Annotated in this window: 20 protein-coding genes; 10 read left to right on the top strand and 10 right to left on the bottom strand. The window is 62.1% G+C overall.

Annotated features, from left to right (window positions below):
* Positions 1 to 846 precede the first annotated feature (846 nt).
* The 6 genes from ACVJ19_RS24405 (at position 847) to ACVJ19_RS24380 (ending at position 8,735) form a co-directional block, all read left to right on the top strand.
* Positions 847 to 1,044, top strand: coding sequence for a hypothetical protein (locus tag ACVJ19_RS24405; RefSeq protein WP_453951643.1), 198 nt, complete (start codon positions 847 to 849; stop codon positions 1,042 to 1,044).
* Positions 1,035 to 1,253 (top strand): hypothetical protein, encoded by a 219-nt coding sequence (locus tag ACVJ19_RS24400; RefSeq protein WP_453951642.1) that lies wholly within the window; start codon positions 1,035 to 1,037, stop codon positions 1,251 to 1,253. The genes ACVJ19_RS24405 and ACVJ19_RS24400 overlap by 10 nt, the downstream gene beginning before the upstream one ends.
* A 705-nt stretch (positions 1,254 to 1,958) precedes the next feature.
* Positions 1,959 to 3,650, top strand: a complete 1,692-nt coding sequence (locus ACVJ19_RS24395; protein WP_453951641.1) for a TolC family outer membrane protein — start codon at positions 1,959 to 1,961, stop codon at positions 3,648 to 3,650.
* 313 nt (positions 3,651 to 3,963) lie between these two features.
* On the top strand, positions 3,964 to 6,153 hold the full coding sequence (locus ACVJ19_RS24390; RefSeq protein ID WP_453951640.1) for a type I secretion system permease/ATPase: 2,190 nt from the start codon (positions 3,964 to 3,966) through the stop codon (positions 6,151 to 6,153).
* Entirely contained in the window at positions 6,143 to 7,390 is a 1,248-nt protein-coding gene (locus ACVJ19_RS24385) for an HlyD family type I secretion periplasmic adaptor subunit (protein ID WP_453951639.1), read from the top strand. The genes ACVJ19_RS24390 and ACVJ19_RS24385 overlap by 11 nt, the downstream gene beginning before the upstream one ends.
* 328 nt (positions 7,391 to 7,718) lie before the next feature.
* Positions 7,719 to 8,735: a transglutaminase-like cysteine peptidase gene (locus tag ACVJ19_RS24380; RefSeq protein WP_453951638.1), complete on the top strand. Its 1,017-nt coding sequence runs from the start codon at positions 7,719 to 7,721 to the stop codon at positions 8,733 to 8,735.
* Positions 8,736 to 8,812: 77 nt separating this feature from the next.
* Here the strand turns inward: ACVJ19_RS24380 and ACVJ19_RS24375 are convergent, their stop codons facing one another.
* Positions 8,813 to 17,053, bottom strand: a complete 8,241-nt coding sequence (locus ACVJ19_RS24375) for a DUF5801 repeats-in-toxin domain-containing protein (RefSeq protein WP_453951637.1) — start codon at positions 17,051 to 17,053, stop codon at positions 8,813 to 8,815.
* A gap of 239 nt (positions 17,054 to 17,292) precedes the next feature.
* On the opposite strand from ACVJ19_RS24375, the gene ACVJ19_RS24370 reads away from it, so the two are divergent.
* Positions 17,293 to 17,718 (top strand): hypothetical protein, encoded by a 426-nt coding sequence (locus ACVJ19_RS24370; RefSeq protein ID WP_453951636.1) that lies wholly within the window; start codon positions 17,293 to 17,295, stop codon positions 17,716 to 17,718.
* A gap of 62 nt (positions 17,719 to 17,780) precedes the next feature.
* Here the strand turns inward: ACVJ19_RS24370 and ACVJ19_RS24365 are convergent, their stop codons facing one another.
* On the bottom strand, positions 17,781 to 18,155 hold the full coding sequence (locus ACVJ19_RS24365; protein ID WP_453951635.1) for a hypothetical protein: 375 nt from the start codon (positions 18,153 to 18,155) through the stop codon (positions 17,781 to 17,783).
* 112 nt (positions 18,156 to 18,267) lie between these two features.
* On the bottom strand, positions 18,268 to 18,768 hold the full coding sequence (locus tag ACVJ19_RS24360) for a hypothetical protein (RefSeq protein ID WP_453951634.1): 501 nt from the start codon (positions 18,766 to 18,768) through the stop codon (positions 18,268 to 18,270).
* A 655-nt stretch (positions 18,769 to 19,423) separates the two neighbouring features.
* On the opposite strand from ACVJ19_RS24360, the gene ACVJ19_RS24355 reads away from it, so the two are divergent.
* Positions 19,424 to 19,855 carry a hypothetical protein gene (locus tag ACVJ19_RS24355; RefSeq protein ID WP_453951633.1) on the top strand — a complete coding sequence of 144 codons (432 nt, stop codon included), beginning with the start codon at positions 19,424 to 19,426 and terminating at the stop codon, positions 19,853 to 19,855.
* A 128-nt stretch (positions 19,856 to 19,983) separates the two neighbouring features.
* Here ACVJ19_RS24355 and ACVJ19_RS24350 read toward each other — a convergent pair whose 3' ends face one another.
* Positions 19,984 to 20,238, bottom strand: a complete 255-nt coding sequence (locus tag ACVJ19_RS24350) for a hypothetical protein (protein WP_456739445.1) — start codon at positions 20,236 to 20,238, stop codon at positions 19,984 to 19,986.
* 116 nt (positions 20,239 to 20,354) lie between these two features.
* Between ACVJ19_RS24350 and ACVJ19_RS24345 the strand changes: the two genes are divergently transcribed.
* A complete protein-coding gene (locus ACVJ19_RS24345; protein ID WP_453951631.1) occupies positions 20,355 to 21,548 on the top strand; it encodes a hypothetical protein in 1,194 nt (397 codons plus the stop codon).
* An 11-nt stretch (positions 21,549 to 21,559) separates the two neighbouring features.
* On the opposite strand, the gene ACVJ19_RS24340 is transcribed toward ACVJ19_RS24345, so the two are convergent.
* Entirely contained in the window at positions 21,560 to 21,775 is a 216-nt protein-coding gene (locus tag ACVJ19_RS24340) for a hypothetical protein (protein ID WP_453951630.1), read from the bottom strand.
* A gap of 199 nt (positions 21,776 to 21,974) precedes the next feature.
* Between ACVJ19_RS24340 and ACVJ19_RS24335 the strand changes: the two genes are divergently transcribed.
* Positions 21,975 to 22,334: a hypothetical protein gene (locus ACVJ19_RS24335; protein ID WP_453951629.1), complete on the top strand. Its 360-nt coding sequence runs from the start codon at positions 21,975 to 21,977 to the stop codon at positions 22,332 to 22,334.
* 57 nt (positions 22,335 to 22,391) lie between these two features.
* On the opposite strand, the gene ACVJ19_RS24330 is transcribed toward ACVJ19_RS24335, so the two are convergent.
* The 5 genes from ACVJ19_RS24330 to ACVJ19_RS24310 all read right to left on the bottom strand — a co-directional run bounded on the left by ACVJ19_RS24330 (position 22,392) and on the right by ACVJ19_RS24310 (position 25,793).
* A complete protein-coding gene (locus tag ACVJ19_RS24330) occupies positions 22,392 to 22,736 on the bottom strand; it encodes a hypothetical protein (protein WP_453951628.1) in 345 nt (114 codons plus the stop codon).
* A gap of 271 nt (positions 22,737 to 23,007) precedes the next feature.
* Positions 23,008 to 23,250 (bottom strand): PilZ domain-containing protein, encoded by a 243-nt coding sequence (locus tag ACVJ19_RS24325; protein WP_260384772.1) that lies wholly within the window; start codon positions 23,248 to 23,250, stop codon positions 23,008 to 23,010.
* A 6-nt stretch (positions 23,251 to 23,256) separates the two neighbouring features.
* Positions 23,257 to 23,556 (bottom strand): PilZ domain-containing protein, encoded by a 300-nt coding sequence (locus ACVJ19_RS24320; RefSeq protein ID WP_453955196.1) that lies wholly within the window; start codon positions 23,554 to 23,556, stop codon positions 23,257 to 23,259.
* Between the two features lie 710 nt (positions 23,557 to 24,266).
* Complete coding sequence (locus tag ACVJ19_RS24315; RefSeq protein WP_453951627.1) at positions 24,267 to 25,340, bottom strand: hypothetical protein; 1,074 nt, start codon at positions 25,338 to 25,340, stop codon at positions 24,267 to 24,269.
* A gap of 177 nt (positions 25,341 to 25,517) precedes the next feature.
* Positions 25,518 to 25,793: a hypothetical protein gene (locus ACVJ19_RS24310; RefSeq protein ID WP_145832137.1), complete on the bottom strand. Its 276-nt coding sequence runs from the start codon at positions 25,791 to 25,793 to the stop codon at positions 25,518 to 25,520.
* Positions 25,794 to 26,337 lie beyond the last annotated feature (544 nt).

Raw genomic sequence — 26,337 nt, 5'->3', positions numbered from 1 at the left:
TTGATGCTCAGCAGGCTGGTTCGATACACTCGGCGTGATTTACCAAGTAAGCGGTTTTGGTTTGACCTAGATCAATGAAACCGCAGACTCGAACAACCGGGACTTTGCATTTCCCTCCCGGGGCTGGAGCAGCGCCGTCCGCCACTGCATTTCGAGCGGACGGCGCCGTTGGACTATCGCGGCCGGACCAAACGAATGGCGGCCATCGCCCGGAGCCTGGTCTTAAAGAAGACTCGGGCTATCCGTCTTCGGGATGAAGCGCAGCCTTCATGCTCCGCAGCCTGGCTATTCTCCACATGATCTGCTCGACCAGGCCGTCATCGAAATCAGACAGCTGAACGACGAGCTCCTTGAATCTCTGAATCTTCCTGTCGAAGATCAAGCAACGATCACACATCGTCTGCAATTGCCTTGGCGAAATGGCTGCTGACACGGGCAAGACAAATCAAAAAATATCGAGATGAAATTAATGATCGTAACGCCAGCCGTAAAGGACGCGCTCGGTGGAACCATGATGCCCATCCCGCGACGTGGCAGTCGAGTACCGAAACCAACGCGATGCGTCGTCACGGAAAGCCATCTCGCCGACCTGCCGTGTGCGCTTCGGCGGACGGCAAGATTGAGCGGTTTTTGCCGTCCGGCAATGTCGCCCTTCGAAAGAAGAGCAAGTGACCTGTGCGTCTGCGTCAACGGGACGACAGCCTGCTCAGGCCCCTATCTTCCTAATGTCGACGAAGACGATCTTTTCCGGTTCACATAAATCTCTATAATAAACGCTTTAATCGACGCATTTAATCGATAGGTATTGCATTGCCATCATCCATAGAATTGATCGTTGCCTCTCATGTGGCACTCAAGGACCGGCGCGGCCTCGAAGAGCTGCGCGCGCATCGGCGCCAGCTGCTCGAGCAACTCCGGACCGTGTCAGGCATCGACCCGAGCCGGACCATTGAGCGGATGGAGGAAGACATTCGGGCGATCGACGACGGGCTCGAGCAACTCAAGCCCCCGCCGGGAACCGTGCCTGAGAATGAATGGCGCTAGGCTCGGATCCGCGCTTTCGAGAGCAGGCTCGTCTGCCGCTCCATTTGAAGCGCCAGCTGCTTGCGTTCGAATCTAAGAGCGGCCTGTTGGTCGAGCGTGATGTGCCCCTCTCGCTCGAGAATACTGATGAGAAAGACCCGGTCCTCAATATGCCGTTGGCGCTTCTGGATATCCTCCATGATGCCTTCCAGCTCGGTTCGAAGATCTGAATTCACAATTCATGCCTTTCAATCTCACGCTGAAATGCATCCACTATGTGTCTGACACCTTAAGCAAAGTTTGCATCCGGATGGCTGCTGTCGCTGTCCGTCCTTACCTTGAATGAGCGTGCCGTTATTTCCGGGGCGTGCTGCCCGCGGTCCCATGAGGAGGGACCCGGGACATCGCCTTGACCGCCACACGAACGCGAGCCGGTCGGGGCCCGCGCTGATGACCGTCGATTGAAGGCAAGCCGATTGCGGGTCGAGCCGCTCGGCCGTTTACGCGCCCTCGGATCCGAATCGACGAAGGCCGGATGGTGCTGGCCGACCCCAGGCGGTCTCCAACTCCAGAGTGGGGAAAGCATTCAACCCGCAGCGCAAAACGTCGCGGCCGTTCTGCCCCGCTCGCCCGCATGCGGAACCCGACCAATCGAATGCCCCCCACATCGCAGCACAGCAGCCGCGCAATTGATTAGTAAAATCAGGTTGCTAGGGAGCAGAGCACACGCAGAATTTGTGCGCCGCAGCAGGCCCTGTTGCCGTCTATAAGGGCTAATTAATTGGGCCGCCTGGGCCAGGCTCCGTGGTGTTCGCGCAAGGGACGTCGGATCGATTACTGCAAGCTGTGACTGAAATGTCATAGGTGGTGCCGTAGCATTTTGCTAATTCTTCCCAGGCAATAATATTTGTTAAAAGACGTTTATGGTGGGGACCATGAAGCCGGCGCATTTAGCCTTCGCAACGATCATCCTGGCCGTCGCCCCCGCGAAAGCCGAGCAATTTTCAATCAACGATGCCTTGAAACAGGCGATGCAGACCAACCCGGGGGTGGGTGAGGCCTCGGCCAACCGCCGCGCAACCGAGAGCGAGCTCCGCCAGACCCAGAGTACGCTGTTACCGCAGGTCCGCATCGACGCCAGCTACGGACCGGAAAAGTTCGACCAGACACCCGGCTTCATAGCGCCGAGCATAGCGGTTCCAACGACGGGGGCCGGGCCGTGGCGCAATGGAAGCCAGGAATCCGTGGTCGTCCGGCAGCTCCTTTTTGATGGTTTCACCTCCATCCACGAAGTATGGCGCCAGAATGCGCGGGTGAACGCCGCTGCAGCACGCGTCAAGGAACGAACCGAGCTTATCGCCCTTGACGCCGCCGAAGCTTACATCGACGTCGTGCGTTATATGCGCATGGTGACCCTGGCCCAGCAGAACGTCGCCAATCACGAGAAGATCTTCTCGAACGTGAACTCCCGGTTTTCGGGCGGCCGGGCCGGCGAAGGCGACCTCGAGCAGTCGAGGGAGCGCGTCGAAAGTGCTCGCGCGGCCCTCGCCGAATTTCGCCGCAGCCTCGAGGACGCACGGGCGAAGTACCGCAAGGTCGTCGGCATAGAGCCTTACAATGTGCGGTTCCCGGGCACGTTGCGGGGGCTCCCGGCCAGCCGGGATGAAGCGCTCGCGGTGACGCTGCGGTTCAACTCCACGATCAACGCGGCCCAGTCCGACGTCGATGCCGCCAAGCACGCCTTCAAGTCCACGGACGGCCTGTTTGCCCCGAAATTCTATCTCGAAGGTCGGGCGACGCATTACGACAACTCCTTCCCCTACGTGGCTGCCGCCGGTTCGCCCTCCGTCACCCATGAGGACTACAGCGGCAAGGTGGTGATGTCCTGGGACATCTTCCGCGGCGGACAGGACGCCTGGAACCGCTCGGAAAAGGCTGAACGGTTTACGGAAGCGACCGCACGGCACGCCCGCCTGCAGCGGGATGCGTATGAGTCGATCGACAAGGCCTGGAACGCTCGCACGGTCACGCAGACCCGCATTGCGGCGCTGACCAGCGAGCTGGAGGCGGCCCGGAAGACCATCGCCGCCTTCCAGAAGGAATATGAGCTGGGCCAGCGCTCGCTCATCGACCTCCTGAACGCCCAGAACCAGTTCTTCAATGCGCAGGTTTCGCTGACCTCGGCGCGCGCGGTCGTGGTGTTTGCCGATTATCAGCTGCTCGCTGCAACGGGAACCCTGATCGAATATTTGAAGGCGCCTCCCCCGGTCGACGCAGCCCCGACCGATCTCAACCTGTTTGGTCTGCCGGATTACAAGGCGCCCACGTTCCGCTGGACGCTGCCGCAGAGCGGTTCGGAGCCGCTGCGGACTGCTGTCCCGGCGCCGACAGCAGCGCCCGTCCGGCTGTCCTATGCCGCGACCGAGCCTGCCACGTCCGCTTTCGGCGATCGCTGGTCCGGTGAGCCGGCGTCAGCCAAGGTTGCCGGCGTGTCGGCCTGGTTTGCGGAGCGGCAAAGCTCCAGCGGGCCGATCGTGCTCGACAGCGCGACCGGCCAGCGCAGCTCATACGCCGCGACCGAGAAGCCCCATTGGCTACTGACCGCATTCTCGCCGATTACAAAATAGCAACGTCGGCCGAATGCCCCATTGAAAAGCCCGCACATTTGTGCGGGCTTTTTTGATTTCGGCCACCCCCGATAATGCACGGATAGCCTTTCGGGCGCGCGGTTGTTAATCGTTAATCTCGACCGCCCAAATAAGTAAATGAATTAACTCGCAGTTTGTCGTAGTCTTTCGACGACTTTGCCAAGTTCGCGTCATCGCTTTTCATTTAAGGCATATCAGCTTGCTGTTTCGTCAAACAAAGACGGCTTCGGCCCAAGGTGCGCGCCCGGACAGCATCGGCGAAGAGTCCGCGGCGTCGGCCCGGGCCGAGCGGGTGGAAGCGAAACAAAGCGATCCCCTGCTCGACTCGCTCATCTTTCTGGCCGGACATCACGGCAGGGCCGTGACACGCGATGGCTTGCTCGGCGGCCTGCCAATCCTCGATGGACGCCTGACGGTTTCGCTCTACGAACGGGCGGCGCGCCGTGCCGGCCTCGAGACCGAGGCCACCAAACGCAAGCTGCTGGACATCCCGTCGCTCGTTCTTCCGGTCGTGCTGATCATGAAGAACGGAACGACGCTGGTCCTGCTGAGCATCGACGAGACCAAGCGTACCGCCAGGGCGATCGACCCAAGCAACCGGCCGTACGTGCCGCAGATGCTGACCCTCGACACCATCGCTGCGGGATATACGGGTTACGCATTTCTGGTCCGGGCCGCCGCCGAGTCGGACCCGCGAGCCGTCGCCGCCGGCAGTCTCCCCCGGCAGCACTGGTTCTGGTCCGTCGTGAAGGCCCATTGGCGCAACTACGGACACATCGCGCTGGCGGCGCTGCTGATCAACATTCTGGCCCTGGCCATGCCGCTCTTCACGATGAGCGTCTATGACCGGGTCATCCCGAACGGAGCGATCCCCTCGCTCATTGCTCTCTCGATCGGCATGGGTCTTGCGATCGTCTTTGACCTGATCCTGCGGATGGTCCGGAGCAAGATGATCGACGTGACGGGCAAGACGATCGATGTCGTCCTGGCCGCCAACATTTTCGAACACGTCATGGCCGTGAAGATGTCGCAGCGCCCGACATCCGTCGGCATTGTTGCCAACCAGCTTCGGGATTTCGATTCCGTTCGCGAGTTCTTCACCTCGGGCAGCGTCGTCTCGGCAACCGATCTGCTGTTTGCCATCCTGTTTGTCGCCGTCCTCTTCCTGGTCGCGGGGCCGCTGGCCTGGGTGCCGCTCCTGATGCTGCCGATCATGATCGGAATTGGCCTGGTGCTGCAACGCCCGCTCAATCGGGCGATGAAGCGCCTGCAGGCCGAATCGGCGGCCCGCCACGGCGTGCTGGTGGAATCGCTCGCGGGCCTCGAAACCGTGCGCGCGTCGGGCGGCGAAGCAAGGATGCAGACGGCCTGGGAGCGTTCGGTTGCAGCGACAGCCCGGTCCGGCGAGGCCGTTCACTTCTGGTCATCCCTGGCGCTGACTGCCGCAAACTCGGCGCAGATGTTGACCAGCCTGCTCTTGATCGTGATCGGCGTCTTTCTGATCCAGAACGGCAGCCTGACGGTCGGCGCCCTGGTCGCGGCGAACATGCTCGCCGGCCGGGTCTTGGCGCCGATTGCCGGCATCGCATCCGTGATCACCCGCGGCACTCAAACTTTCTCGGCGCTCAAATCCATCGATCGACTCATGACTCTGGAACGGGAACGTTCGCCGGAACGAACTTATCTCGCCAGAAAGATCGACCAAGGCACCATCAGCTTCGAGAACGTCTCGTTCACCTACCCCAACGCGCCTGGAAAGGCGCTGGACAAGGTCACCTTCAAGATTCAGAGCGGCGAGCGCGTTGGAATCATCGGCCGGGTTGGCTCGGGAAAGACGACCGTCGGGCGCCTGTTGCTCTCCTTCTACGAGGCACAGGATGGCCGCATCCTGATCGATAGCGTCGACTCGCGCCAGTATGATCCCGCCGACCTGCGCGCCGGCATCGGCTTTGCCATGCAGGACACAGATCTGTTCTTCGGCAAGCTGCGCGACAACATCACCTTGGGCTATCCGGCCGCGACCGACGAGGAAGTGCTTGCGGCCTCGCGCCTGGCCGGCGTCGAAAGCTTCATCGCGGGCCATCCCATGGGCTACGACATGCCCATCGCAGAGGGCGGACGCAGCCTCTCGGGCGGTCAAAAGCAGGCTATCGGCCTGGCGCGCGTATTGATCCGCAAGCCCAAGATCCTGTTCCTGGACGAGCCAACCGCCCATTTCGACGTCCGCAGCGAAAGCGAGTTCCTTGAACGGCTGAAGAAACTCGACGATGCGCAGATGACCATCATCATCTCCACTCACCGTCTCTCACTGCTGACCATGGTCGATCGGCTGCTGCTGTTCGACAACGGCCGGCTGGTTGCCGACGGGCCACGCGACCACGTCTTGAGCCTGCTGCAAGGCAAGACGCCGTCGACCGAGCCGGCCGTCAATCCCAGAGTGGTTCAACAAGTCTCGCCGGCGCAGAAGTCCAATGTCAGCTGATTTCGCATACGCCAACGATATCCGCGCGGCCGTCCGGTTGAGAACGCCGCGGACCTCCCGCATGCTGCTGTGGGCGTTCTTCGCCCTGCTCGCCACATTCTTGATCTGGGCCCATTTCGCCGTGCTTGAAGAGGTCAAGCGCGGCAATGGCAAGGTCGTGCCCTCGCGGCAGATCCAGGTCGTGCAATCCCTGGAAGGCGGGATCGTCGGCGACATCCTGGTCCAGGAAGGAGCGGTGGTTGAGCGGGGGCAGTCCCTGATGCGGATCGACGACACCAAGTTCGCTTCCGAGTTTGGCGAGATACGCGAGCGCCGTGCCTCGATGGCGGCCCGCCTCGCCCGGCTCGACGCCGAAGCGAAGGGCCGTAGCGAGATTGTCTTTCCCGACCAGACCGATGAGGTCGCTCCCGCTGCCGTCGCAACGGAACGGAGCGTATTCAAGACCCGCGCCCTCAAGGTGGCGCAGGATGTCGACGTTCTCAATCAACAGATCGCCAGGCTGACCCAAACATCGGGCCTGCTCGATCGCGAGCTCGCATTGACGCGCAAGCTGTACGAGCAGAAGGTCGTTCCCGAGATCGAGATGCTGCGGCTGGAGCGTCAATCCGCGGAAGCCAAAGGCCAGATCGCCGAAGCCAAGGCGAAGATTGCGACCACGATCTCGACCTTCCGGGCGCAGGCGGACGAGGACCTCGCCAAGTCGAGGGCCGACCTCGCCGTGCTTGACGAGAACATCAAGTCCGCCCAGGACAGGGTGCGCAGGACGGATCTGCGTTCGCCGGTTCGCGGTATCGTCAACAAGCTGAACGTCACGACGATCGGCGCCGTCGTTCAGCCGGGCGCGAACCTCATGGACATCGTTCCGCTCGACGACACCTTGCTGGTCGAAGGCAAGATAAGGCCGCAGGATATCGCCTTCATCCGCCCGGGCCAGGATGCCGTGGTCAAGATCTCCGCCTACGACTCCTCGGTTTATGGCCATCTCGCCGGCAAGGTCGAGCGGATCAGCGCTGACACGATCCTCGACGACAAGGGCGAGGCGGCGCAGCGGCCGGAGACCTACTATCGCGTGATGGTTCGAACCGACAAGAACCATCTCGGCACGGAGGAAACTCCGCTTCCGATCATTCCGGGCATGATCACGACCGTCGAGATATTGACCGGCAAGAAGAGCGTTCTGGATTACATCATGAAGCCGGCTCGCACCTTGCGGGATGAGGCGCTGCGCGAGCACTAAAGCGCGATGAGATTGGGATGAATCGTCATCGCGCTTTGGGTTGTTGTTTCAGCATGATCTCATCGGAAAACCGCTTCGCACTTTTCCGGATCATGCTTTAGATCCGTCCCCCGGTCACCTTGCTTAACGCGACCTTAACGCGCGATCGCAAGCTTTAGCATTGCCGGTGGGGCTCGGTTCATCGCACCGGCTCATTCCTGGCCGCCCCCTCCCCGGTCTTAACCCGACTTAAGCGCGCCCACGCGCACGCTGGCTCCCGATAAACAGGTCGGGATGATGACCAGGCGCGTAAAGACGCCGGCAACGTCCCGAAATATGGGGACGGTCAATGAAGTCGCGTTGTGGACGGCGACGGCAGGACATTCTGGCGTTTACCGCGGCCTTGCTGGTTTCGCTCACCGGTGCTGCGACCTCGGTCGCGTTTGCAGCCGATGCCGGGCCGGCCGATCCGCGTGAGATCGCGCCATCGGGAGCGGAGACCATTCAAGCGCCCGCGACGTTCTTCACGATCAACGCGGTGCTGGCAAAGCTCGACCGCGAGCGCGGCCGCGGGCCGAATGCCATGCGTCTGGCAGCGCTGACGCCTCCCTCCCCCACGGCGACGGATGTCCGGCCTGAGGCCGCCTCTCCGGCCGGCGCGCCGTCGCTCGGCAATGAACCCTTCGGTCTCTTCACGTTCCGGGCACCTGACAACGCCATCTGGCGCAAATGGCGCACGGTTGAAGCAGAGATCGCCAACGAGCAGGTCCTGCTCGAGCGCTGCCGCTCCGATGCCGTGACCTGCCCGCCGAACGCTGCGCAATTCCTCAGGCTCGTCGGCGCGGTCAAGGCGAAGTCCGGTCGCGCTCGGCTCGAGGAGGTCAATCTCGGCGTCAACACCGCGATCCGCTATGTCAGCGATCTCGTCCAGCATCGGGAGCTCGACCGCTGGAGTTCGCCGCTGGCGAGCTTTGCGACGGGCAAGGGCGATTGCGAAGACTATGCGATCGCCAAATACGCAGCACTGCGCGAAGCGGGTTTCCCTGATACCGACATGCGCCTGCTCCTCGTCCGCGACCGTACCGTCCGGCAGGATCACGCGGTGCTTGCGGCGCGTCTCGACGGCCGATGGCTGATCCTGGACAACCGGTGGGCGGGCCCGCGGGAGGACAACGGCGAGCTGAACTTCGCACCGCTGTTCGCGATCAATCACGACGGCGTGCATCTGTTCGCCAAGCCGTATGCGAAGGCTGCGCCGCTCACGGCCGAAGCGGCACCGGCGGCGGCGGGCCCGGAATGGGCGGGCTCGGAGCCGGCGGATGCGGGTGGCGGCGGGTCACTGAGCACGCTGCCACCGCTTCTTTGAGATATTGCTTCTATGAGACCAAGCAAAACCGCCGGCGAGAGGCCCCGCCGGCGGTTTCATCGTGAACTCCAGCTCGCTTACGCCACGTGGACGGCGGTGGCTGCGGGTACGCCCGTGCTCATGTGGGCAAGATCGACGGCATTTCCCGCCGTTCCGTTCGCCGAATACCAGAGCTCGTTGTGATCGGTGTTGAACAGGAACTGGTTGGCAGAGTTGTTCCAGGCACCAGCCTGCGTTGCGTCGGTCACCTGAGTGAACGAAGCCTGCTGAGGACTGCTGATCGGCAAGTTCAAGCCGGCGACGTCGACGACGATGCTGTCGCCCGCGTTGAAATCAACCAGCGTGTCGTGCCCGTTCGCAGAACTGCCCTGCAACACGAACACGTCGTTCCCGCCGTTTCCTGTCAACACGTCGTTGCCGCCGTTGCCGGTCATGACGTCATTCCCGGTCGTGCCCTGAACGGACTCGGCTGAGGACGTCCCGACAAAAGTGCTGCTTCCCTCCAAGGTGACATTGAGGGTTTGGGTAGCCGTCTTGTCGCCATCGCCATCGAGGTTGGTAACCTGGAACGTCAGGTTGGCGTCTTGCGTCGTCGTCGTGGTTTCAATAAAACCGGCAGAGATGATCTTGATGTTGTCGTTATCGCTCGTATCGTTCGCGCCACCGCTGCCGAATGACTCCGTCCCGCTGCTTGCTCCGGCAGCGCCCACGGCGGAATTGAGGTTGATGCCGCTACCGGTGAGCGACTGGGTGGACGTAACGACCTGAACGCCCGTGAGAAGGTAGTTCTGCCCCACTCCGTTCCAGTCATAGCTGTCGATAACGACGACGCCATCGTTGCCTGACGGGACGGGGTAGCCCGCGGGAGGCGGATTAGCAGCCGTAAAGATGTCGGCATTGTCGACGACCACAGCCTTGGTGGTGTGCACGTCGTCGACCGTACCAAAGTTCCCGTCAGCACCGGCTCCAACCAGTTCGAGATTGACGACCAGGTCCTTCGTTCCGATGTTGAAGAACTCCAGATAGATGCCGCTGGCGTAAGCCGTAGGCTGCGAGCCCGGGATACCATGCGGGTCCGCGGTGAAGAAGTTCATGTTCAGGACTTCGCCAGGCTGAAGCGTGTTGCTGGCGACGCCCAGAGCTGAACTGGACACCGTCACATCGGTCGGATTGGCCCAGAACAGTTCACCGCTCGCGTAGGCACCATCGCCCGGACTGCTCGTGCCCGAAGTCATGCTCACATTCGGGTTGTTGGTCTCGTGCGAGCCCGAGAATTGCACGAAGAAATTCGTGTCAAGCTGGGCGACAACATAGGGCGCCGGCCCGCTGTTGTCCTGGTTCAAGCTGTTGTCCTGATAGCCCTGGAAATGGACATTCGCACCGCTCGTGTTCACGATGCTCACGCTCTGGATTGGATTTGCGAGTTCCACCGTGTAGGTGCCCGCAACCTTGTCGAACACCAGCGTTCCGGTGTCCTGAACGGTCACGCCTGGCGTGGCCGGGTTCGGTGCATAGGAGAACGATATGCCGAACGTCGCAAAGTGCGAATCCTCGGATTGCCACGTCACGGTTGGCGTTGTGATCGCGACACCTCCGACCGTGCCCGTGAGCGTGATCGGCGCGAAATCCGAGTGGGCGGCGTCGGCATACGTATTGTGATCCGCACCCACGTTGTAGACATAGGCGCCCGTTCCTCCCGGGGTCGGGTTGCTTCCGTTGGCGTAGATCAGATCGGTGTGAGCCGAAACGATCGGACCATCGTCGCCGAACCTGATCTGGGGCCCTAGATCCAGCGATGCGGTGTTCGACGCCTGATCACCGTCGGCATCCGTCGAGACCGCTGTCGCGGTCAGAGTCAGGATACCGGCCGCCAGCGCCTGAAGATCACTGATGTATGATCCATTGTAGGTGCTTGTCGTGGTGTGATCGATCGACCCGGACTGCGTCAGCGTCACGTTGCTGCCGCTGAGGCTGACGGTGAAAATCGTGTTCCCGCCGCTGACGCCGCCTTGCGTCAGAGCAGTCGACCCGGTGATGACCCCTCCGATATTGTAAAGGTAGATCGCGCTGCCGTTATGCGTCAGGCCGGTCGCCGTCCCATGCCCGCCAGCATTGCCGGGCGTAAAGCCGGCGGCAAAGCCGAGAGCATAGCTGGTGAACGTTGTCGTTCCCGCACCGTCCGTCCCGTAGTTCGTGCCGTTGATCGAAAATACACCGGCATAATTCTGGGTCGCGATCAGGAGCGAGACGTTTTGGTCTCCAACCGCCTGAGTGCCGACGAAGTTGCCGCCGGTCAAAGCACCATCGAACGTCAGAAGAATCGGGTCGTTCGCAGAGACAGCAATCGTCGGTGCCCTCGGACCGTCGTCCTGGATCGCAAACACGCCGGTGCTGAGATCGAGCGGCGTCGACACGTGGTCGCCGTCCGCATCGGTGATGGTCTGCACCAGCTGCAGCGTACCCGCCGCCAGCGTCAGATTGTCCGCATCATCAGGGTTGCCCGTGTTCGGGTGCCACAGGTTCTGCAGCTGCGTGAAGGTCACGTCACCGGTGGTCTCGTTGATGGTGATCGTGAAGTAGGTGATGCCGTTCGCGGTGCCGCTGATGGTGTCGCCGGCGAGGTTCAGCACGATCTGTGCGCCCTGCCCCGGATGCGCCGGGTCGACGTCGGCCGGATCCAGCGCGTACAGGCCGGACGCGACGTTCGGGCCGCCGTTCAGCGTCAGCGTGTACTTGGTGGTGCCGGCACCGTCCGTGCCGTAGCTGCCGCTGGTGAAGTTGTCGGCGAAGTTCGCCGTGAAGGTGGCACGGCCAACCGGCGCCGCGCCGCCGGCCGTGTCGGTGCCGATCGCGCTCTCGTCGAGCACAAGCGTGTCCGCAGCCGCCCTGATAGTGCCGGCGGTCGGGCCGTCGTCCTGGATCGCGAACACACCGGTGCTGAGGTCGAGCGGCGTCGAGACGTGGTCGCCGTCCGCATCGGTGATGGTCTGCACCACCTGCAGCGTGCCCGCCGCCAGCGTCAGATTGTCGGCATCGTCCGGATTGCCCGTGTTCGGATGCCACAGGTTCTGCAGCTGCGTGAAGGTCACGTCACCCGTGGTCTCGTTGATGGTGATCGTGAAGTAGTCCGTCCCGCCGGCCGAGCCGGTGATGGTATCACCGACCTGGTTCAGCACGATCTGCGCGCCCTGGCCCGGATGCGCGGGGTCGACGTCGGCCGGATCCAGCGCGTACAGCCCGGACGCCACGTTCGGGCCGCCGTTCAGGGTCAGCGTGTACTTGGTGGTGCCGGCCCCGTCGGTGCCGTAGCTGCCGCTGGTGAAGTTGTCGGCGAAGTTCGCCGTGAACGTGTCCCGTCCGACCGGCGCCGCGCCGCCGGCCGTGTCGGTGCCGATCGCGCTCTCGTCCAGGATCAGCTGGTCCGCAGCCGCCCTGATCGTGCCCGCAACCGGGCCGTCGTCCTGGATTGCGAACACGCCGGTGCTGAGGTCGAGCGGCGTCGTCACGTGGTCACCGTCCGCATCGGTGATGGTCTGCACCACCTGCAGCGTGCCCGCCGCCAGCGTCAGATTGTCGGCATCGTCCGAATCGCCCGTGTTCGGGTGCCACAGGTTCTGCAGCTGCGTGAAGGTCACGTCACCGGTGGTCTCGTTGATGGTGATCGTGAAGTAGTCCGTCCCGCCGGCCGAGCCGGTGATGGTATCACCGACCTGGTTCAGCACGATCTGCGCACCCTGGCCCGGATGCGCCGGGTCGACGTCGGCCGGATCCAGCGCATACAGGCCGGACGCAATGTTCGCGCCGTTCAGCGTCAGCGTGTACTTGGTGGTGCCGGCACCGTCGGTGCCGTAGCTGCCGCTGGTGAAGTTGTCCGCGAAGTTCGCCGTGAAGGTCGCTACGCCGACCGGCGGCGTGCCGCCGGCCGTGTCGGTGCCAATCGCGCTCTCGTCCAGGATCAGCTGGTCCGCAACTGCGGTCACCGTGCCCGCCGTCGGGCCGTCATCCTGGATCGCGAACACGCCGGTGCTGAGGTCGAGCGGCGTCGAGACGTGGTCGCCGTCCGCATCGGTGATGGTCTGCACCACCTGCAGCGTGCCCGCCGCCAGCGTCAGATTGTCGGCATCGTCCGGATTGCCCGTGTTCGGATGCCACAGGTTCTGCAGCTGCGTGAAGGTCACGTCACCCGTGGTCTCGTTGATGGTGATCGTGAAGTAGTCCGTCCCGCCGGCCGAGCCGGTGATGGTATCACCGACCTGGTTCAGCACGATCTGCGCGCCCTGGCCCGGATGCGCGGGGTCGACGTCGGCCGGATCCAGCGCGTACAGCCCGGACGCCACGTTCGGGCCGCCGTTCAGGGTCAGCGTGTACTTGGTGGTGCCGGCCCCGTCGGTGCCGTAGCTGCCGCTGGTGAAGTTGTCGGCGAAGTTCGCCGTGAACGTGTCCCGTCCGACCGGTGCCGCGCCGCCGGCCGTGTCGGTGCCGAACGCGCTCTCGTCGAGGACCAGCTGGTCCGCAGCCGCCCTGATCGTGCCCGCGGTCGGGCCGTCGTCCTGGATCGCGAACACGCCGGTGCTGAGGTCGAGCGGCGTCGAGACGTGGTCGCCGTCCGCATCGGTGATGGTCTGCACCACCTGCAGCGTGCCCGCCGCCAGCGTCAGATTGTCGGCATCGTCCGAATCGCCCGTGTTCGGGTGCCACAGATTCTGCAGCTGCGTGAAGGTCACGTCACCGGTGGTCTCGTTGATGGTGATCGTGAAGTAGGTGACGCCGTTCGCCGTGCCGCTGATGGTGTCACCGGCGAGGTTCAGCACGATCTGCGCACCCTGGCCCGGATGCGCCGGGTCGACGTCGGCCGGATCCAGCGCATACAGGCCGGACGGAACGTTCGCGCCGTTCAGCGTCAGCGTGTACTTGGTGGTGCCGGCCCCGTCGGTGCCGTAGCTGCCGCTGGTGAAGTTGTCGGCGAAGTTCGCCGTGAACGTGTCCCGTCCGACCGGCGCCGCGCCGCCGGCCGTGTCGGTGCCGATCGCGCTCTCGTCCAGGATCAGCTGGTCCGCAGCCGCCCTGATCGTGCCCGCAACCGGGCCGTCGTCCTGGATTGCGAACACGCCGGTGCTGAGGTCGAGCGGCGTCGTCACGTGGTCACCGTCCGCATCGGTGATGGTCTGCACCACCTGCAGCGTGCCCGCCGCCAGCGTCAGATTGTCGGCATCGTCCGAATCGCCCGTGTTCGGGTGCCACAGGTTCTGCAGCTGCGTGAAGGTCACGTCACCGGTGGTCTCGTTGATGGTGATCGTGAAGTAGTCCGTCCCGCCGGCCGAGCCGGTGATCGTGTCACCGACCTGGTTCAGCACGATCTGCGCACCCTGGCCCGGATGCGCCGGGTCGACGTCGGCCGGATCCAGCGCATACAGGCCGGACGCAATGTTCGCGCCGTTCAGCGTCAGCGTGTACTTGGTGGTGCCGGCACCGTCGGTGCCGTAGCTGCCGCTGGTGAAGTTGTCCGCGAAGTTCGCCGTGAAGGTCGCTACGCCGACCGGCGGCGTGCCGCCGGCCGTGTCGGTGCCAATCGCGCTCTCGTCCAGGATCAGCTGGTCCGCAACTGCGGTCACCGTGCCCGCCGTCGGGCCGTCATCCTGGATCGCGAACACGCCGGTGCTGAGGTCGAGCGGCGTCGAGACGTGGTCGCCGTCCGCATCGGTGATGGTCTGCACCACCTGCAGCGTGCCCGCCGCCAGCGTCAGATTGTCGGCATCGTCCGGATTGCCCGTGTTCGGATGCCACAGGTTCTGCAGCTGCGTGAAGGTCACGTCACCCGTGGTCTCGTTGATGGTGATCGTGAAGTAGGTCGTGCCGTTCGCCGTGCCGCTGATGGTGTCACCGGCGAGGTTCAGCACGATCTGCGCGCCCTGGCCCGGATGCGCCGGGTCAACGTCGGCCGGATCCAGCGCATACAGCCCCGACGCAACGTTCGCGCCGTTCAGCGTCAGCGTGTACTTGGTGGTGCCGGCACCGTCCGTGCCGTAGCTGCCACTGGTGAAGTTGTCGGCGAAGTTCGCCGTGAACGTCGCAACGCCGACCGGCGGCGTGCCGCCGGCCGTGTCCGTCCCGACCGCGCTCTCGTCCAGGATCAGCTGATCCGCAGCCGCGGTCACCGTGCCCGCCGTCGGGCCATCGTCCTGGATCGCGAACACGCCGGTGCTGAGGTCGAGCGGCGTCGAGACGTGGTCGCCGTCCGCATCGGTGATGGTCTGCACCACCTGCAGTGTATTGGCCGCCAGCGTCAGATTGTCGGCATCGTCCGGATTGCCCGTGTTCGGGTGCCACAGATTCTGCAGCTGCGTGAAGGTCACGTCACCGGTGGTCTCGTTGATGGTGATCGTGAAGTAGGTGACGCCGTTCGCCGTGCCGCTGATGGTGTCGCCGGCGAGGTTCAGCACGATCTGCGCGCCCTGGCCCGGATGGGCCGGGTCGACGTCGGCCGGATCCAGCGCGTACAGCCCGGACGCAACGTTCGCGCCGTTCAGCGTCAGCGTGTACTTGGTGGTGCCGGCACCGTCGGTGCCGTAGCTGCCGCTGGTGAAGTTGTCGGCGAAGTTCGCCGTGAACGTGTCCCGTCCGACCGGCGCCGCGCCGCCGGCCGTATCGGTGCCAACCGCGCTCTCGTCCAGGATCAGCGTATCCCTGAACACGTCAGACAGGTGCCCAGCCGTCGGGCCGTCGTCCTGAATCGTGAATACGCCCGTGCCGAGATCGATCGGCGTCGACACGTGGTCGCCGTCCGCATCGGTGATCGTCTGCACGATTTGAAGCAGCCCAGCGCTCGTCGTCAGCGTCGCGGCGTCGTCCGAATCGCCCGTGTTCGGGTGCCACAGGTTCTGCAGCTGCGTGAAGGTCACATCACCCGTGGTCTCGTTGATGGTGATCGTGAAGTAGGTGACGCCGTTTGCCGTGCCGCTGATGGTGTCGCCGGCGAGGTTCAGCACGATCTGCGCGCCCTGCCCCGGATGCGCCGGGTCGACGTCGGCCGGATCCAGCGCGTACAGCCCGGAGCCCACGTTCGAGCCGGTGAGCACCAGCTTGAACACGGTGTTGCCCGCGCCGTCGGCGCCGTAGCCGCCGCCCGAGAAATTGTCGCCAAACTTGGCCGTGACCGTTGCCAGGCCAACCGGTGACGCACCGCCAACCGTGTCGGTCCCGCTTGCGCTCTCGTCCAGGACAAGCGTGTCCGTCGCCCCCGTCACCGTGCTCGGAACCGGGCCGTCGTCCAGAATCGTCAAATGCGGACCGACGTCAACGCTCGCGCTTGCGCTCTGGTTGCTGTTGTCGGTCACCGTCGCCGTCAGCGTCACCAGGCCGGCCGCCAGCGAAATGCCCTCGTTGGAATCGGACGGGTTGTTCTCGTGAACGCTGCGCAAATCCGTCAGCGTAATGTTGCCGGCCGCATCCACCGAGATCGTGAAATCCTTGAGCCCGGCGGCCGCCGCTCCGGCATTCGCTCCTTCGCGGCCGACGACGACTCCGTTCTCCAGGAACAGAAACACGTGATTCCTGGTCTGCGAATCGATCAGTCCGCTATCCACGCCCGGCGCACTGATCGACAGCGCAAAGGTCAGCGACTGCTGGCCGCCCGGCACATTGAGCGTGACGGGCAAAAGACCTGAAACCGTCGTACTCGCCAGACCAGGCGCGGTACCGTCGATGCCGTTCGTCGCGGCCGTCAGGAAGCTCTCGTCCACGACCAACCCGGGCAGCGTGCCCAGCGCAATCGTCGGAGCCAGCGGGGTCGGCGTCTGTGGGATAAAACCGGTTGGTAGATTGATCTGAAACGTCCCCAGTTCCTCCTGGGGAGCCAGGATGTTGGTCGGCACCGGGGGCAGCGGGTCGACTGTGAACGGGCTGAAGTTCGCACCGCTCGCCTGCGCATTGTTCTGGCCGAGCGAATCGCCAGCTGCGGGAAGCACGGATGCATCATTGATGATCGGGAAGGCGCTGGCGAACTCGGCGACGGTCAGATCGCGGCCCGGCGCAACCTGGATGGTGAGATTGCCGAGTTGATCGTGGCGGGAGTCGAAGAACGGCTCGACCGTCACCGTGGAGTGATTGTCGAAGAGAATGATCAGCTTCTCGCCGATATGAACGAGCGTAATCTTCTCGTTCGCAATAGCCGAAAAGTCGACTTGAACCTTCTGGTCGTATCCGAGGTTCAGAACGACCGCTTGATCGGCGAATGGCTTGGTCAGCTTGAAGATGCGTGGCGGGGAGGCGTTGTTCGAATTTCCAGCAGTAGCCTGGGCAACCCGAAATTGCTCATTCATGAAATCTCTCCGCCTAAAGGACGTGAAGTGAAAAATTGCAGGCAAATTTACGTCGAAGTGTATCTTTAAGCTATTGTTAACCCCGACGGCGGTCAAGAAAACTATTTGGTTAATCAATACTTTCGATAAGGATGTGGTAAAGAGGACCGCGCGGCCGCGATATGTCGCAAAACGGGCCGGATGAACGCCGTTTTGGCGCGTGTCGCTCGAGGCCTGAGGCGCGGCAGCTGGAGCAAAGGATGGTAAAATTACTGGTAACGGCCGTGCTCGCCGGATCCTTATTGCATGCCGCGGCCGCTCAAAACCCGCCGGCGCCGGACGCCCAGATGGTCGAACGCACGGTCAAGGCCCAGCCGAACAAGGACACGCAAATCGGGCTCTACATTAACGTCAGACCCGATTGCACCTCCGGCCCGCTGCCAACCATCCGTTTGGCAACCTCACCGACCTCGGGAAAGGTCGTCGTAAAGTCCGGTAAGGTGAAGGCGACCAACTACAAGGCCTGCCTGGCACTGGAAGTGCCGGCTTACGTGGCCTTCTACAAATCGCCCCCGGACTTTGTCGGCGACGATACGTTGACGATCGAGGTCAAATATCCCGGCGGACGGACCGAGATTCAAAAGATTACGGTCAACGTCGCCGGACCCGGCGGCCAGAAAATCTAGGGCTAAATATCGTCGCGGGTTCGGCGCCAACATTGCGCAGCCATCGTCGGCCGGGCCTGAACTCAGTCCACCCGCGTGACCTCACATTGGCTGCGTGCGTTCGGTCCGACCAGGCCGATATTGACGTTCTTGAACTGGTAGCTCGCATGCGCCGGAACAGGCTGGTTGGCCCACACCAGAACTTTCGTTGCGCGGTCTCGATCCTCGTCCATCCAGCAAGTCAGCTCGATGCTGTCGATCTTCCTGTCGGTGCCGTTGAAAAGCATAAAGCTGGCGATTCCGTAATTATCGGCCCGCCGCGTCGTCTGGAATGCGTCGATCTTGACCAACTCGCCTAGCCCGGAAGGTGCAGCGGGCGGTCGAGTGTCTTGCGCCGCCGCCGCGTCAATCAGGGCGCACAGCCCTGCCAAGCAGACGATTCCGATCAACAACCTCATGATGCGCCTCATCCCCGAACGCGGCGATATTTCCGCGTCTGCAGGGTTGGCGCAAGGGCCTGCCGCTATTGCGGCGCGGAAGCCTCGGCAGCTGTCTTACGGCAATGCAGCGTCAGTGAGAGAGCGTCTTTGCGCCCGAGCTCTGCTCCGCGCCTGCAGCACAATCGCCGATCCGATGTGCCACGACCAGCTCGACCCTCGGCATCTGCCCCTCACTCAGCTCGTTCTGCTCAGTGTAGGACTCCTCGCTGTGAACCGTGATCACCGTGCTGACGGGGCCCATGAAGTCGCAACGGTTTGCGAAAGTGTATTGATTGTTCTTCTTTTCGGGTCTCGCAGAGACGCAGCTGCCGACCGAGGGAGACGAGAACGTCGCCTTCATCGAGACGGTCGGATCGACACAGGCCGTCAGCTCCCGCTCGAGCAAACGGTGCTTCGGCTTGCGATGAGCGACCATATCGAGCGTACGAACGAAGTGCCAAAGACCTTTGCGGAAGGTCGGCCCCTGGAATTCATCCGCCTTGGCTACAGTGGTGATTGAGGTGATCAGAAGCGTCAGAGCGGCGCAACGGACGAAAGAGGTCGCAAGGATTGAATGCCGGCCTGTGGTCATCGTCTCCATACCTGCTCGCTTGCTCCCCAAGGGATAGCCGCACAGTCGAAAAGCACTGCCTCAGGTTCAGGCACCGTCGTAAAGCAAACATTAACATCGCGAGAGACCCGTTAAATTACGGAAAACCCGCTTGCACGACCTGCAGCGTTTTCGAATCGCCGTGGCTACCCCTGCTCCCCACGCGACTTCTTGTCACGGCGTCGGACGGTCGGTCAACCACGCACCATTACGGAAGGTCAATGGCACGGCTTAAAGGCAGCTCACGCGCCATTAATTCTGGCGACCGCGGCATTTCGGTAACACTGAGCCGGCCGGATTACGGGGAGAGCTCACCGGCCAAACAGAACGGTCGCGAGCGCGACGGTACTTAAATAGAGTCGGGCAAGCCCTAAACGAGCCCGGCGTGATCGCAAATCACGAAGGCGAAGGCGTGAGTCTTCGTGCAGCAAGAGACGCAACTTGCGGGGTTAAATCGAATTTATGCTGGAGGTCACGCAAAAATCCGGGGCGCTTGAACATGTTCCTCGCGAACGACAGCGGTCCCGGCCAAGGGGTTTCTGAAAAGCTGAAAATGGCCGATCGTCAGTCCCCGCGCGAAGCGCCAGGATGACGCGCCGCGAAGGGTCCGGCGTGCTCCGAAAGAAGCCCGCGCTGATTGACCTTTGATGCCATTTTTGCTCTTTTAGTTGAATATTTCTCGCTTTTGGGGGCTGCGATGCAGAGCAGATTCAGTGGACTTCTTTGGGGAGCGGCCTTTTTGAGTCTGGCCATCGGTACGAGCCAAGCCAGCGCGGCTGATCTGGGCCTGATGGCCTCACCCGCAGCGGTCGGAAACTGCAGCGAACTGGTGTTTGTCTGCGAGAATGGCAAGCAATATCCGCTTTGCCCGATCGCGGTTTCCGTTGCCGGCGAGGTCGTGACGGCATCCCTGCACACGGGACGCCATGGCGGTGCGCATGTCCGGCTGGTTCCAATGGGCGTCGGGTATCGCTACGCCGGACGGGGCATCTGGCTCGACGGCTTCCGCGAAAATGCCCTGCTGAACTTCGGCAAACATAGCCAAATCGCCTGCACCCTCGCCCACTAGAGCCTTTCCCGTTCCGATGGAATCGGAACGGGGCTCTAGATTCTAGTTTTGACGCGTTTTCTTGACGCGAACCGGTACCCACTTCGCTCGAAAACGCTCTAGTGCGAGGAGCGCCTGAGGCGAGTTGATCAGCCCTTGGTGCGCAGCACGGCTCCCTGCGGCCTCGGGTGCATATAGGCCTTGGGCTGAACGTAGACCGGGCAGTAATTATTCCATTGATACTGCTGCCAGTTCCACTTCCAGCAGCCAGCGTCGATCTGCGGCGCGGGGCCGAAATCCAGACGATACGGCTCGTCGCCGTAGGGATAGGGGCCGCTGTGCGCGGCGCTTGAAACGAACATAACAGTCAGGGAAATGGCGGTCGCGGCCAGCAATTTCGGCATGTTGCCCTCGATCTTCACGCGCTAATGCGCGACAGTGCCAAAGCAGGAGTTTCCAATCAAGGCCCTAGTAGGCGAATCGTCGAGCGCCGTCCGGTTGTTCGCTCGCATCGCCCATCTTGGCGGCCTGCCTGATCATCGTGGTCGCCGTGCAAGCCAATCTCGCCATCCTTGCTGCACTTGCGAGTCGTCCGAACGGACGGATTACGTTTGCCGAGCTCGAGCGGCAACTGCGGACGCATGACGAGAACGGTGACATCGAAGACCGGATAGAACAACAGGTCTCCGCCGGAATCGAGCTGATTGAGGCCGGCCTTGCCGTCGTGAATGGCGACAGCCTGGAGATCACCGAGGCCGGCCGCTCGGTCATCGAGGCTCTCCCCGATCGCTCGTCGCCTCAGTCGAAGTCGCTTGAAAACATCGATCATCTGATTGGCCCCGAGGTGCGCTCGAGGATGTTCAATCTTGATCTCCGCGAGGATACCGAACCCCACGCGCCCCAAGCTCACTCCCACCAAGACTCGAACGCTCCCCCGACAGACCACAACGACGGCCCACCGAGGCATGCGGCCAAGCCAAGCCGCGCCGGGCTGGATGTGAACGCCGCTGTTCCCGAACCGGCAATCCCGCCGGCCATAGCGGCCCCGCCATCGACAACGGCCCGCCGCTTCACCTCACGCGGACCAAAGCCTGCGCCGGACAACAGCGACTGGCGAGCCCGCACGTTCCAGGCAATTGCCCGGCCGCTGCATCGGCTGGCTGCACTATGGCGGCGGCACCTTGAGGAGGATCTGCCGAAAGCGCGGACGGTCAGCCGGGGAACCAGCGTCAATGGAATCGCTATTGCGCTCATCAGCCTGCTGGTCGTCATCATCTGCGCCGGCGCCGTGATTGCCCTGCGACAGATCAGGTCGCTGCAGACGGAAATCTCCTCCCTGCAGCGAGAGCTCTCGCCGCTGAAGGAGCGGCTTTCGCGGTTTGATCAGGCAGAAAAAGCACGGCAGGCCGAGGAAAAGGCGCGAGAAGAACGCAGTAAACGGACGGCAGACAATCCGCCGCAGCAAGCGCCTCTCACTCTGTCGCGGGAGGAAATTCAACTCATTCGCGACTATATCAAACCTGCACCGGCCGTCGGCTCCTCCGCAGCGCCGGCGGTTGGCGATCCGCTTCCCGGAGCGACGATCCCCTTCCCATCGCCGATCATGGAAAAGGTGCCCAAATTGCTCGGCGCGAGATTCGCGATCCGCAACGGGGCCATCATCATCGTCAGAAGGGACAGCCGTCAGATCGACGCTGTCGTTGGGCCGAACTGAGCTCCGATCCATCAGAGCGCGAGCAAGTAAGGAAATTGTCTCGTCAGATCGAGATCGAGGTAACCGCTGCCGTCGATCCATTGATGTGGGCAATAAGCAAGCGTGGATGGATCGATCAGCAGACCATCTCGAAGAATTGCCTCGCGCGTACCTATTCTCCCGGTCGCTATCTCGCCTTCTTGCGGATCGAAGCGCAACGCATCAAACACAGCGGTATCGTTTGTCACCCGAAGCCCCTGCTGAAATGAACATCTCGAAAGCGACAAAGATTATCGATCCGATTAACCGAGGCAAGCCTTATCGTTTTTGCGGCTGCTAACTCACCGCCAGGCGCATCCCCTATTCGCTATCGCTGTCACTCGAGAGCGGATAGGCTCGGATGCGTCTACTCCTGTTTCTGACATCCAATTTGAGAGGAGAAACGCGATGCGAGGCACTTCATACATCCTGGCGGCTGCGGCGCTTCTTGGGATCGGCACCCTCGTGATATCCGGATCGGCCGTTGCTGGCGGAACGCGGATGGGAACGGGCGGCCTTCCCACCGTCGACAATGCGTGGGGGTTCGGATACGGCCAGGGCCCGTCCTTCTATGGACAGTATGCGCCCCTTGCGGAAGACAGCTACGTCTTCAGTTACGAGTATCCTGTTTTTGCAGGCCGCGACGTGCGAGCAATCGCCGTCGACCTCTCCAATTCACGCTTTCGACACCGGCCGGTCGCCGGCCCTGGAATTATCTACTACCGCGGCCAGTATCCTCGCCCGTACCGCATGAACCAATATTGGTGAGCTGATCGACGGAGCTCCCTGCGCGGCCACCAGCGCCGCGCAGGCGTAGAAGGCGCGTCATCCCTCGTCTGCTTGCGCATCCCCGTTGGGACCATCCGGGTTCTCTTTCGATTTATACACGCGCTTGCTGACCAATCGCTTGATCGCATCGTAAGCTTCGAGCAAAGGCGGCGTTAACGAGAAGAAAGCGCCAAGCGCAACTGCGATGACGACGTGCCGTAGCAAGACGCGATCGTCCGCAGTTTCAGTCGTGCCGGAGTTCATCCCGGCTGCGATAGCCGTGGCGTCGCCCGACCTGCCGGCGACGTTCGCCGTCCGCGGCTTACGCGGCGGAATCATCACGACGACGAAGAGAACGTTAATCAGCAACCAAATGCCGAGAATGATTAACAGCGTCCTCATTCGAAAAATCCAAAAAAATCCGCTACGACTGAATTCTCGCGCCATCCGAAGGCTAAAATGTGCCCATGGATCAGTCACAGTTGTCCAGGCCATTCCCCGATGCAAGCCTAAATCTTGGTCGTTAAAGATTAAATCTGCCAATAAAAACGTGATCGGCGCGCGGGCCCACGCTCACCCGCACCGGCATGGCCTCCGATTTCGGCCTGAACGGCAGTCTTGGCCTGCAATACGAGGCGACATGCGCATCGCTGGTATCGCGACCGTGCGATCCCTAATCCAGGAACTCAACGCCGATGCGATTTCCGCTGGACCAGACGACACGGCAGTCCCGGATGATGCGATCCTTCTCCAGCATCAGCTTGATGCGGGGTCTGACGTAGACCTTGTCCGCCATCTCGATGGCGGCGCCAAGATCGGAGAGACTGACGACGCGGCATCGCATGCTTGATCCGTCGCCCGCGATGTATGCGACCTCGTCGACTGTCGCCCGCTGCTGCCTGCGGCGCTCCTCCACGACAACTCACCCCTTACTCGCGTTCTTGCCGCGCAGGAAGTGAACTCCAATGTTGTCGCCGTTGATCCAGGCCAGCTCGCAGCGGCGGAAGGCTGCTCCGGTCGTCGAAAGCAGCAGGAAAAACTCCTTCAGCGCAAGCCCCTCGATCGACCCTTCGATCTTGAGCTTCGCTCCGGCTTCGGCCACGTCGGTCATCTGACATTGCCGGCTCCACGTTCCGTCGATAGCCACCATGTGCACGTCGACGCCGCGCGAGAACTCGATACGTGCCGTTCCACGTTTTTCGGGTGGTAGCGAATCAGACATAGGACGAAACCCCGATTTGAAGATGCAATCGAGTCGCAGCTCGCCGCCCGCTGGACAAACCAGGCTCACGAGACGCCCTTACGAAATTACGCACCCCTCGGCCACCGGCCGAAGTACACAGCATTGAAATTGCACAACGTCTCAATAGTGCGGGACAAAACTTCAGGAAAGGCTAATGAGCCCGTCGGATTTCGGCAAATCGAAACCGGGGTCTCCGGCTGCAGCGCATCGGAGCGCATGCGCGGATCGAGAGCTCGCAACGCCCCGCCCTTGACCGGATTTATGATCGTAAATCCGGCATCAGCCGCCGTAAAACAGACTTAACTCGATTTTATATTCCGGTATTCCTGCGGGTTTCAGGCAGGGTTCCATGGTGCTACGGTTCCATCGCGAGCGACGGAACCCTTGCCAGCCCCGGGGTGAACGGCGCCGCAAAACGACCTTGGCCCGCCTCCACTGCCCTTTTTGCCGGAGGCGGGCTTCCTTTCCATTTACCTGCCCAAAACTGAAAGGGGCCGCTCAAAGAGCGACCCCTTGCCGGTTGAAATGATGGTCCGTACTGAAATGCCAGCCCCGGCATCAACACCCTACCGGTACTGAAGTGCCATGTGGATTCCGTTCTACTACGGTGAACCATACTGCCGTAATTTCAGGGCGTTTTCCCGCGCCCGGCGCGCCGATTTGCCCGCTGGGCCTGAAAAAACAAGGCCTCAGCGCGCTGGCGTGGCCGGCGCAGACCCCGGCGCGGTCGGCGCCGGCTTCGGTTTTACGGCGGCCGGCTGAGCTGCGGCCTGCGGCGACGAGCCGGCCGGCACCGGTTTCGGCGCGGCGGGAGCCGTCGTCCGCGGCGGCGGCGGCGTGAGCTTCTTGGGCTGCTCCAGGCGGATCAGTTGATCCCTGACAGCCTTGATTTGCTCGGCTGCATTCGCATTGTCGCGCTCCGCCAATTCCTGACCGGCCTTCACTTGATCGGAAAGCCTCGCAACGGCGCGGCCCAATTGATCCTGGCTGGTCTTGAGCTGCTCGCCAAGACTTGCGCTATCGCGGACCAATTGATCGCGACCAAGCTTGAGCTGCTCGATCTCCTTTTTCAGGCTTGCGAGATCGCGCGACATCGATTGGAGCAGCGGGGTCAACTCGGGTGGTAGAGATCCCGGCGCGACCATGGTCGCAGGCGATGTTTGCGAGGTCGTCTTCGCGGCATCGCCGGACGAGCCCGGCCAGACCACAGCGGCGGCGCCTGCTCCCGCGGCCAGCACGACGCCCGCAAGCCCAAACAGGCCCCATCCTCGCAGCGAAATCCGGTTGCTCGAAACAGCGGCACGTTGCGTGTTTGTGCCCAGCGTCTGCAGGTCAGGCCGGAGGCTTGCGGCCTCCAGCTTCGATGGTGGCTGCTCGGAAGCTCTGCTGGCGCGTTCGTACTCGTCGGACCGGACGATGTGCGCTTCGGGCGCCGGATTTCGTGAAATGCCGGCTTCGCGAGCACTCAGCTTTCCGAAGCTCCCTTTCGGAGCGTCAGTGCCATGCGCGGGACCGTCGAAAGACTTTGCGGCGCGTTCGCCGGCAGTCGCCCCGTCGTGGGGCTCAGGGTCAAAATAAGTCGTACGTGATGGCGGCTCGTTGAGTATGCCGGCAATGGTATCGCTCAACGCCTGCAATTTATCTGTACTCATTCGCCACCTTCGGCCAAACCCGAACCAAGCGCGGTCCGTCTCAAAACGCGACGGGGCGGGATCGTCGTTTCTACGGTACCGGCTGTCAAGATTGCGCGGGGCACCCGCCATGCTGTCGGCGGCGCGGCAGCACCTCGATCCTGAACCTTCTATTCCGGGAAGCAGTCGAGATTCACGATCCGCACCTCGGATCGATCCCCATCGTGAGACGCAATTGCCCTCACGCGGCGAATTGGCGTCGGAGGCTTCCCCGCGAACGGGCTATTCCAAGCAACGCGATGGGCCAACCTATGGCTGTTCTGACTTCTTGCCGACGATCCACCTCACGATTGGCCATCCCACCAAGAAAGCTGATGCAACTACTCCAGCCATTCTTATGAATAGGGTGCCGTAATCCTGATCTAAGAAAAATGGACGTCGGTCATAGAAGATGAACACGAGTATGACGCTGAGCGCGCAGCAAAGGGCCGTTAGTAACCGAGAAACTTGTCCTTCCAGATAGCTGAGGCGCTCGTCGAGTTTGTCGTTATCCACCGTTCGCCCCCGTTGGTTTTCGGCTTTCATGCCTAGCCGCCAGACGTCCGCCATTTTGGTCCGTCGGTGAGATGGTCTGCCAGTCGAAAAACGCTACTTTTCCCGTCCCCGTGATCTTACGGATTAACTGTACCCCTACAAGCTGAAACCATTGGCCGATTCGCAAGTCCAAGACGGTTTATGTTTGGCTTATGCCGATCCCAAGAAAACCGATGTTTCCCGGAAGTCGCCCGCCAGTTTGCGGCCGGGACAGGCAAGCTTATCAACCCAGAACGAGATGACAACCGAGGCGAACTGATCGCAGTCGGCAACGTGGCTTTGGATCGTATGCCGACCGCGGCGGCAGCCAATAATCATTAGATGCGGTGAAGGATGCTAGGCCGACTTAGTCACCCATTTAGGCGCAACCACCCTCGCGGAGTTGCGGACAACTAGCATCCCCCGGCGTGACTTGAAGAGCAAAGGCCCTCTGCGGGGTCGGCACCCACTTCCCCGCTCGCCAAGCCTGCGGTACGCTAGCTCCTTTATGAGGCATTAAATGAACCGTTCAGTCTGGGCAATTGCTGTCCTGAGT

This window comes from Bradyrhizobium sp. USDA 376, from assembly GCF_054063675.1.
Note: the sequence above shows the minus strand (reverse complement) of the source record. Positions and strands in the feature narration are given on the sequence as shown.

What these genes read in the sequence shown, in the direction of transcription:
- ACVJ19_RS24385 (WP_453951639.1), top strand. Translation starts at nt 6,143, where the DNA reads ATGTCAGCTGATTTCGCATACGCCAACGATATCCGCGCGGCCGTCCGG.
- ACVJ19_RS24365 (WP_453951635.1), bottom strand. Translation starts at nt 18,155, where the DNA reads ATGAGGTTGTTGATCGGAATCGTCTGCTTGGCAGGGCTGTGCGCCCTG.
- ACVJ19_RS24330 (WP_453951628.1), bottom strand. Translation starts at nt 22,736, where the DNA reads ATGAGGACGCTGTTAATCATTCTCGGCATTTGGTTGCTGATTAACGTT.
- ACVJ19_RS24370 (WP_453951636.1), top strand. Translation starts at nt 17,293, where the DNA reads ATGGTAAAATTACTGGTAACGGCCGTGCTCGCCGGATCCTTATTGCAT.
- ACVJ19_RS24310 (WP_145832137.1), bottom strand. Translation starts at nt 25,793, where the DNA reads ATGAAAGCCGAAAACCAACGGGGGCGAACGGTGGATAACGACAAACTC.
- ACVJ19_RS24315 (WP_453951627.1), bottom strand. Translation starts at nt 25,340, where the DNA reads ATGGCGGGTGCCCCGCGCAATCTTGACAGCCGGTACCGTAGAAACGAC.
- ACVJ19_RS24335 (WP_453951629.1), top strand. Translation starts at nt 21,975, where the DNA reads ATGCGAGGCACTTCATACATCCTGGCGGCTGCGGCGCTTCTTGGGATC.
- ACVJ19_RS24400 (WP_453951642.1), top strand. Translation starts at nt 1,035, where the DNA reads ATGGCGCTAGGCTCGGATCCGCGCTTTCGAGAGCAGGCTCGTCTGCCG.
- ACVJ19_RS24395 (WP_453951641.1), top strand. Translation starts at nt 1,959, where the DNA reads ATGAAGCCGGCGCATTTAGCCTTCGCAACGATCATCCTGGCCGTCGCC.
- ACVJ19_RS24375 (WP_453951637.1), bottom strand. Translation starts at nt 17,053, where the DNA reads ATGAATGAGCAATTTCGGGTTGCCCAGGCTACTGCTGGAAATTCGAAC.
- ACVJ19_RS24350 (WP_456739445.1), bottom strand. Translation starts at nt 20,238, where the DNA reads ATGCCGAAATTGCTGGCCGCGACCGCCATTTCCCTGACTGTTATGTTC.
- ACVJ19_RS24380 (WP_453951638.1), top strand. Translation starts at nt 7,719, where the DNA reads ATGAAGTCGCGTTGTGGACGGCGACGGCAGGACATTCTGGCGTTTACC.
- ACVJ19_RS24360 (WP_453951634.1), bottom strand. Translation starts at nt 18,768, where the DNA reads ATGACCACAGGCCGGCATTCAATCCTTGCGACCTCTTTCGTCCGTTGC.
- ACVJ19_RS24320 (WP_453955196.1), bottom strand. Translation starts at nt 23,556, where the DNA reads ATGTCTGATTCGCTACCACCCGAAAAACGTGGAACGGCACGTATCGAG.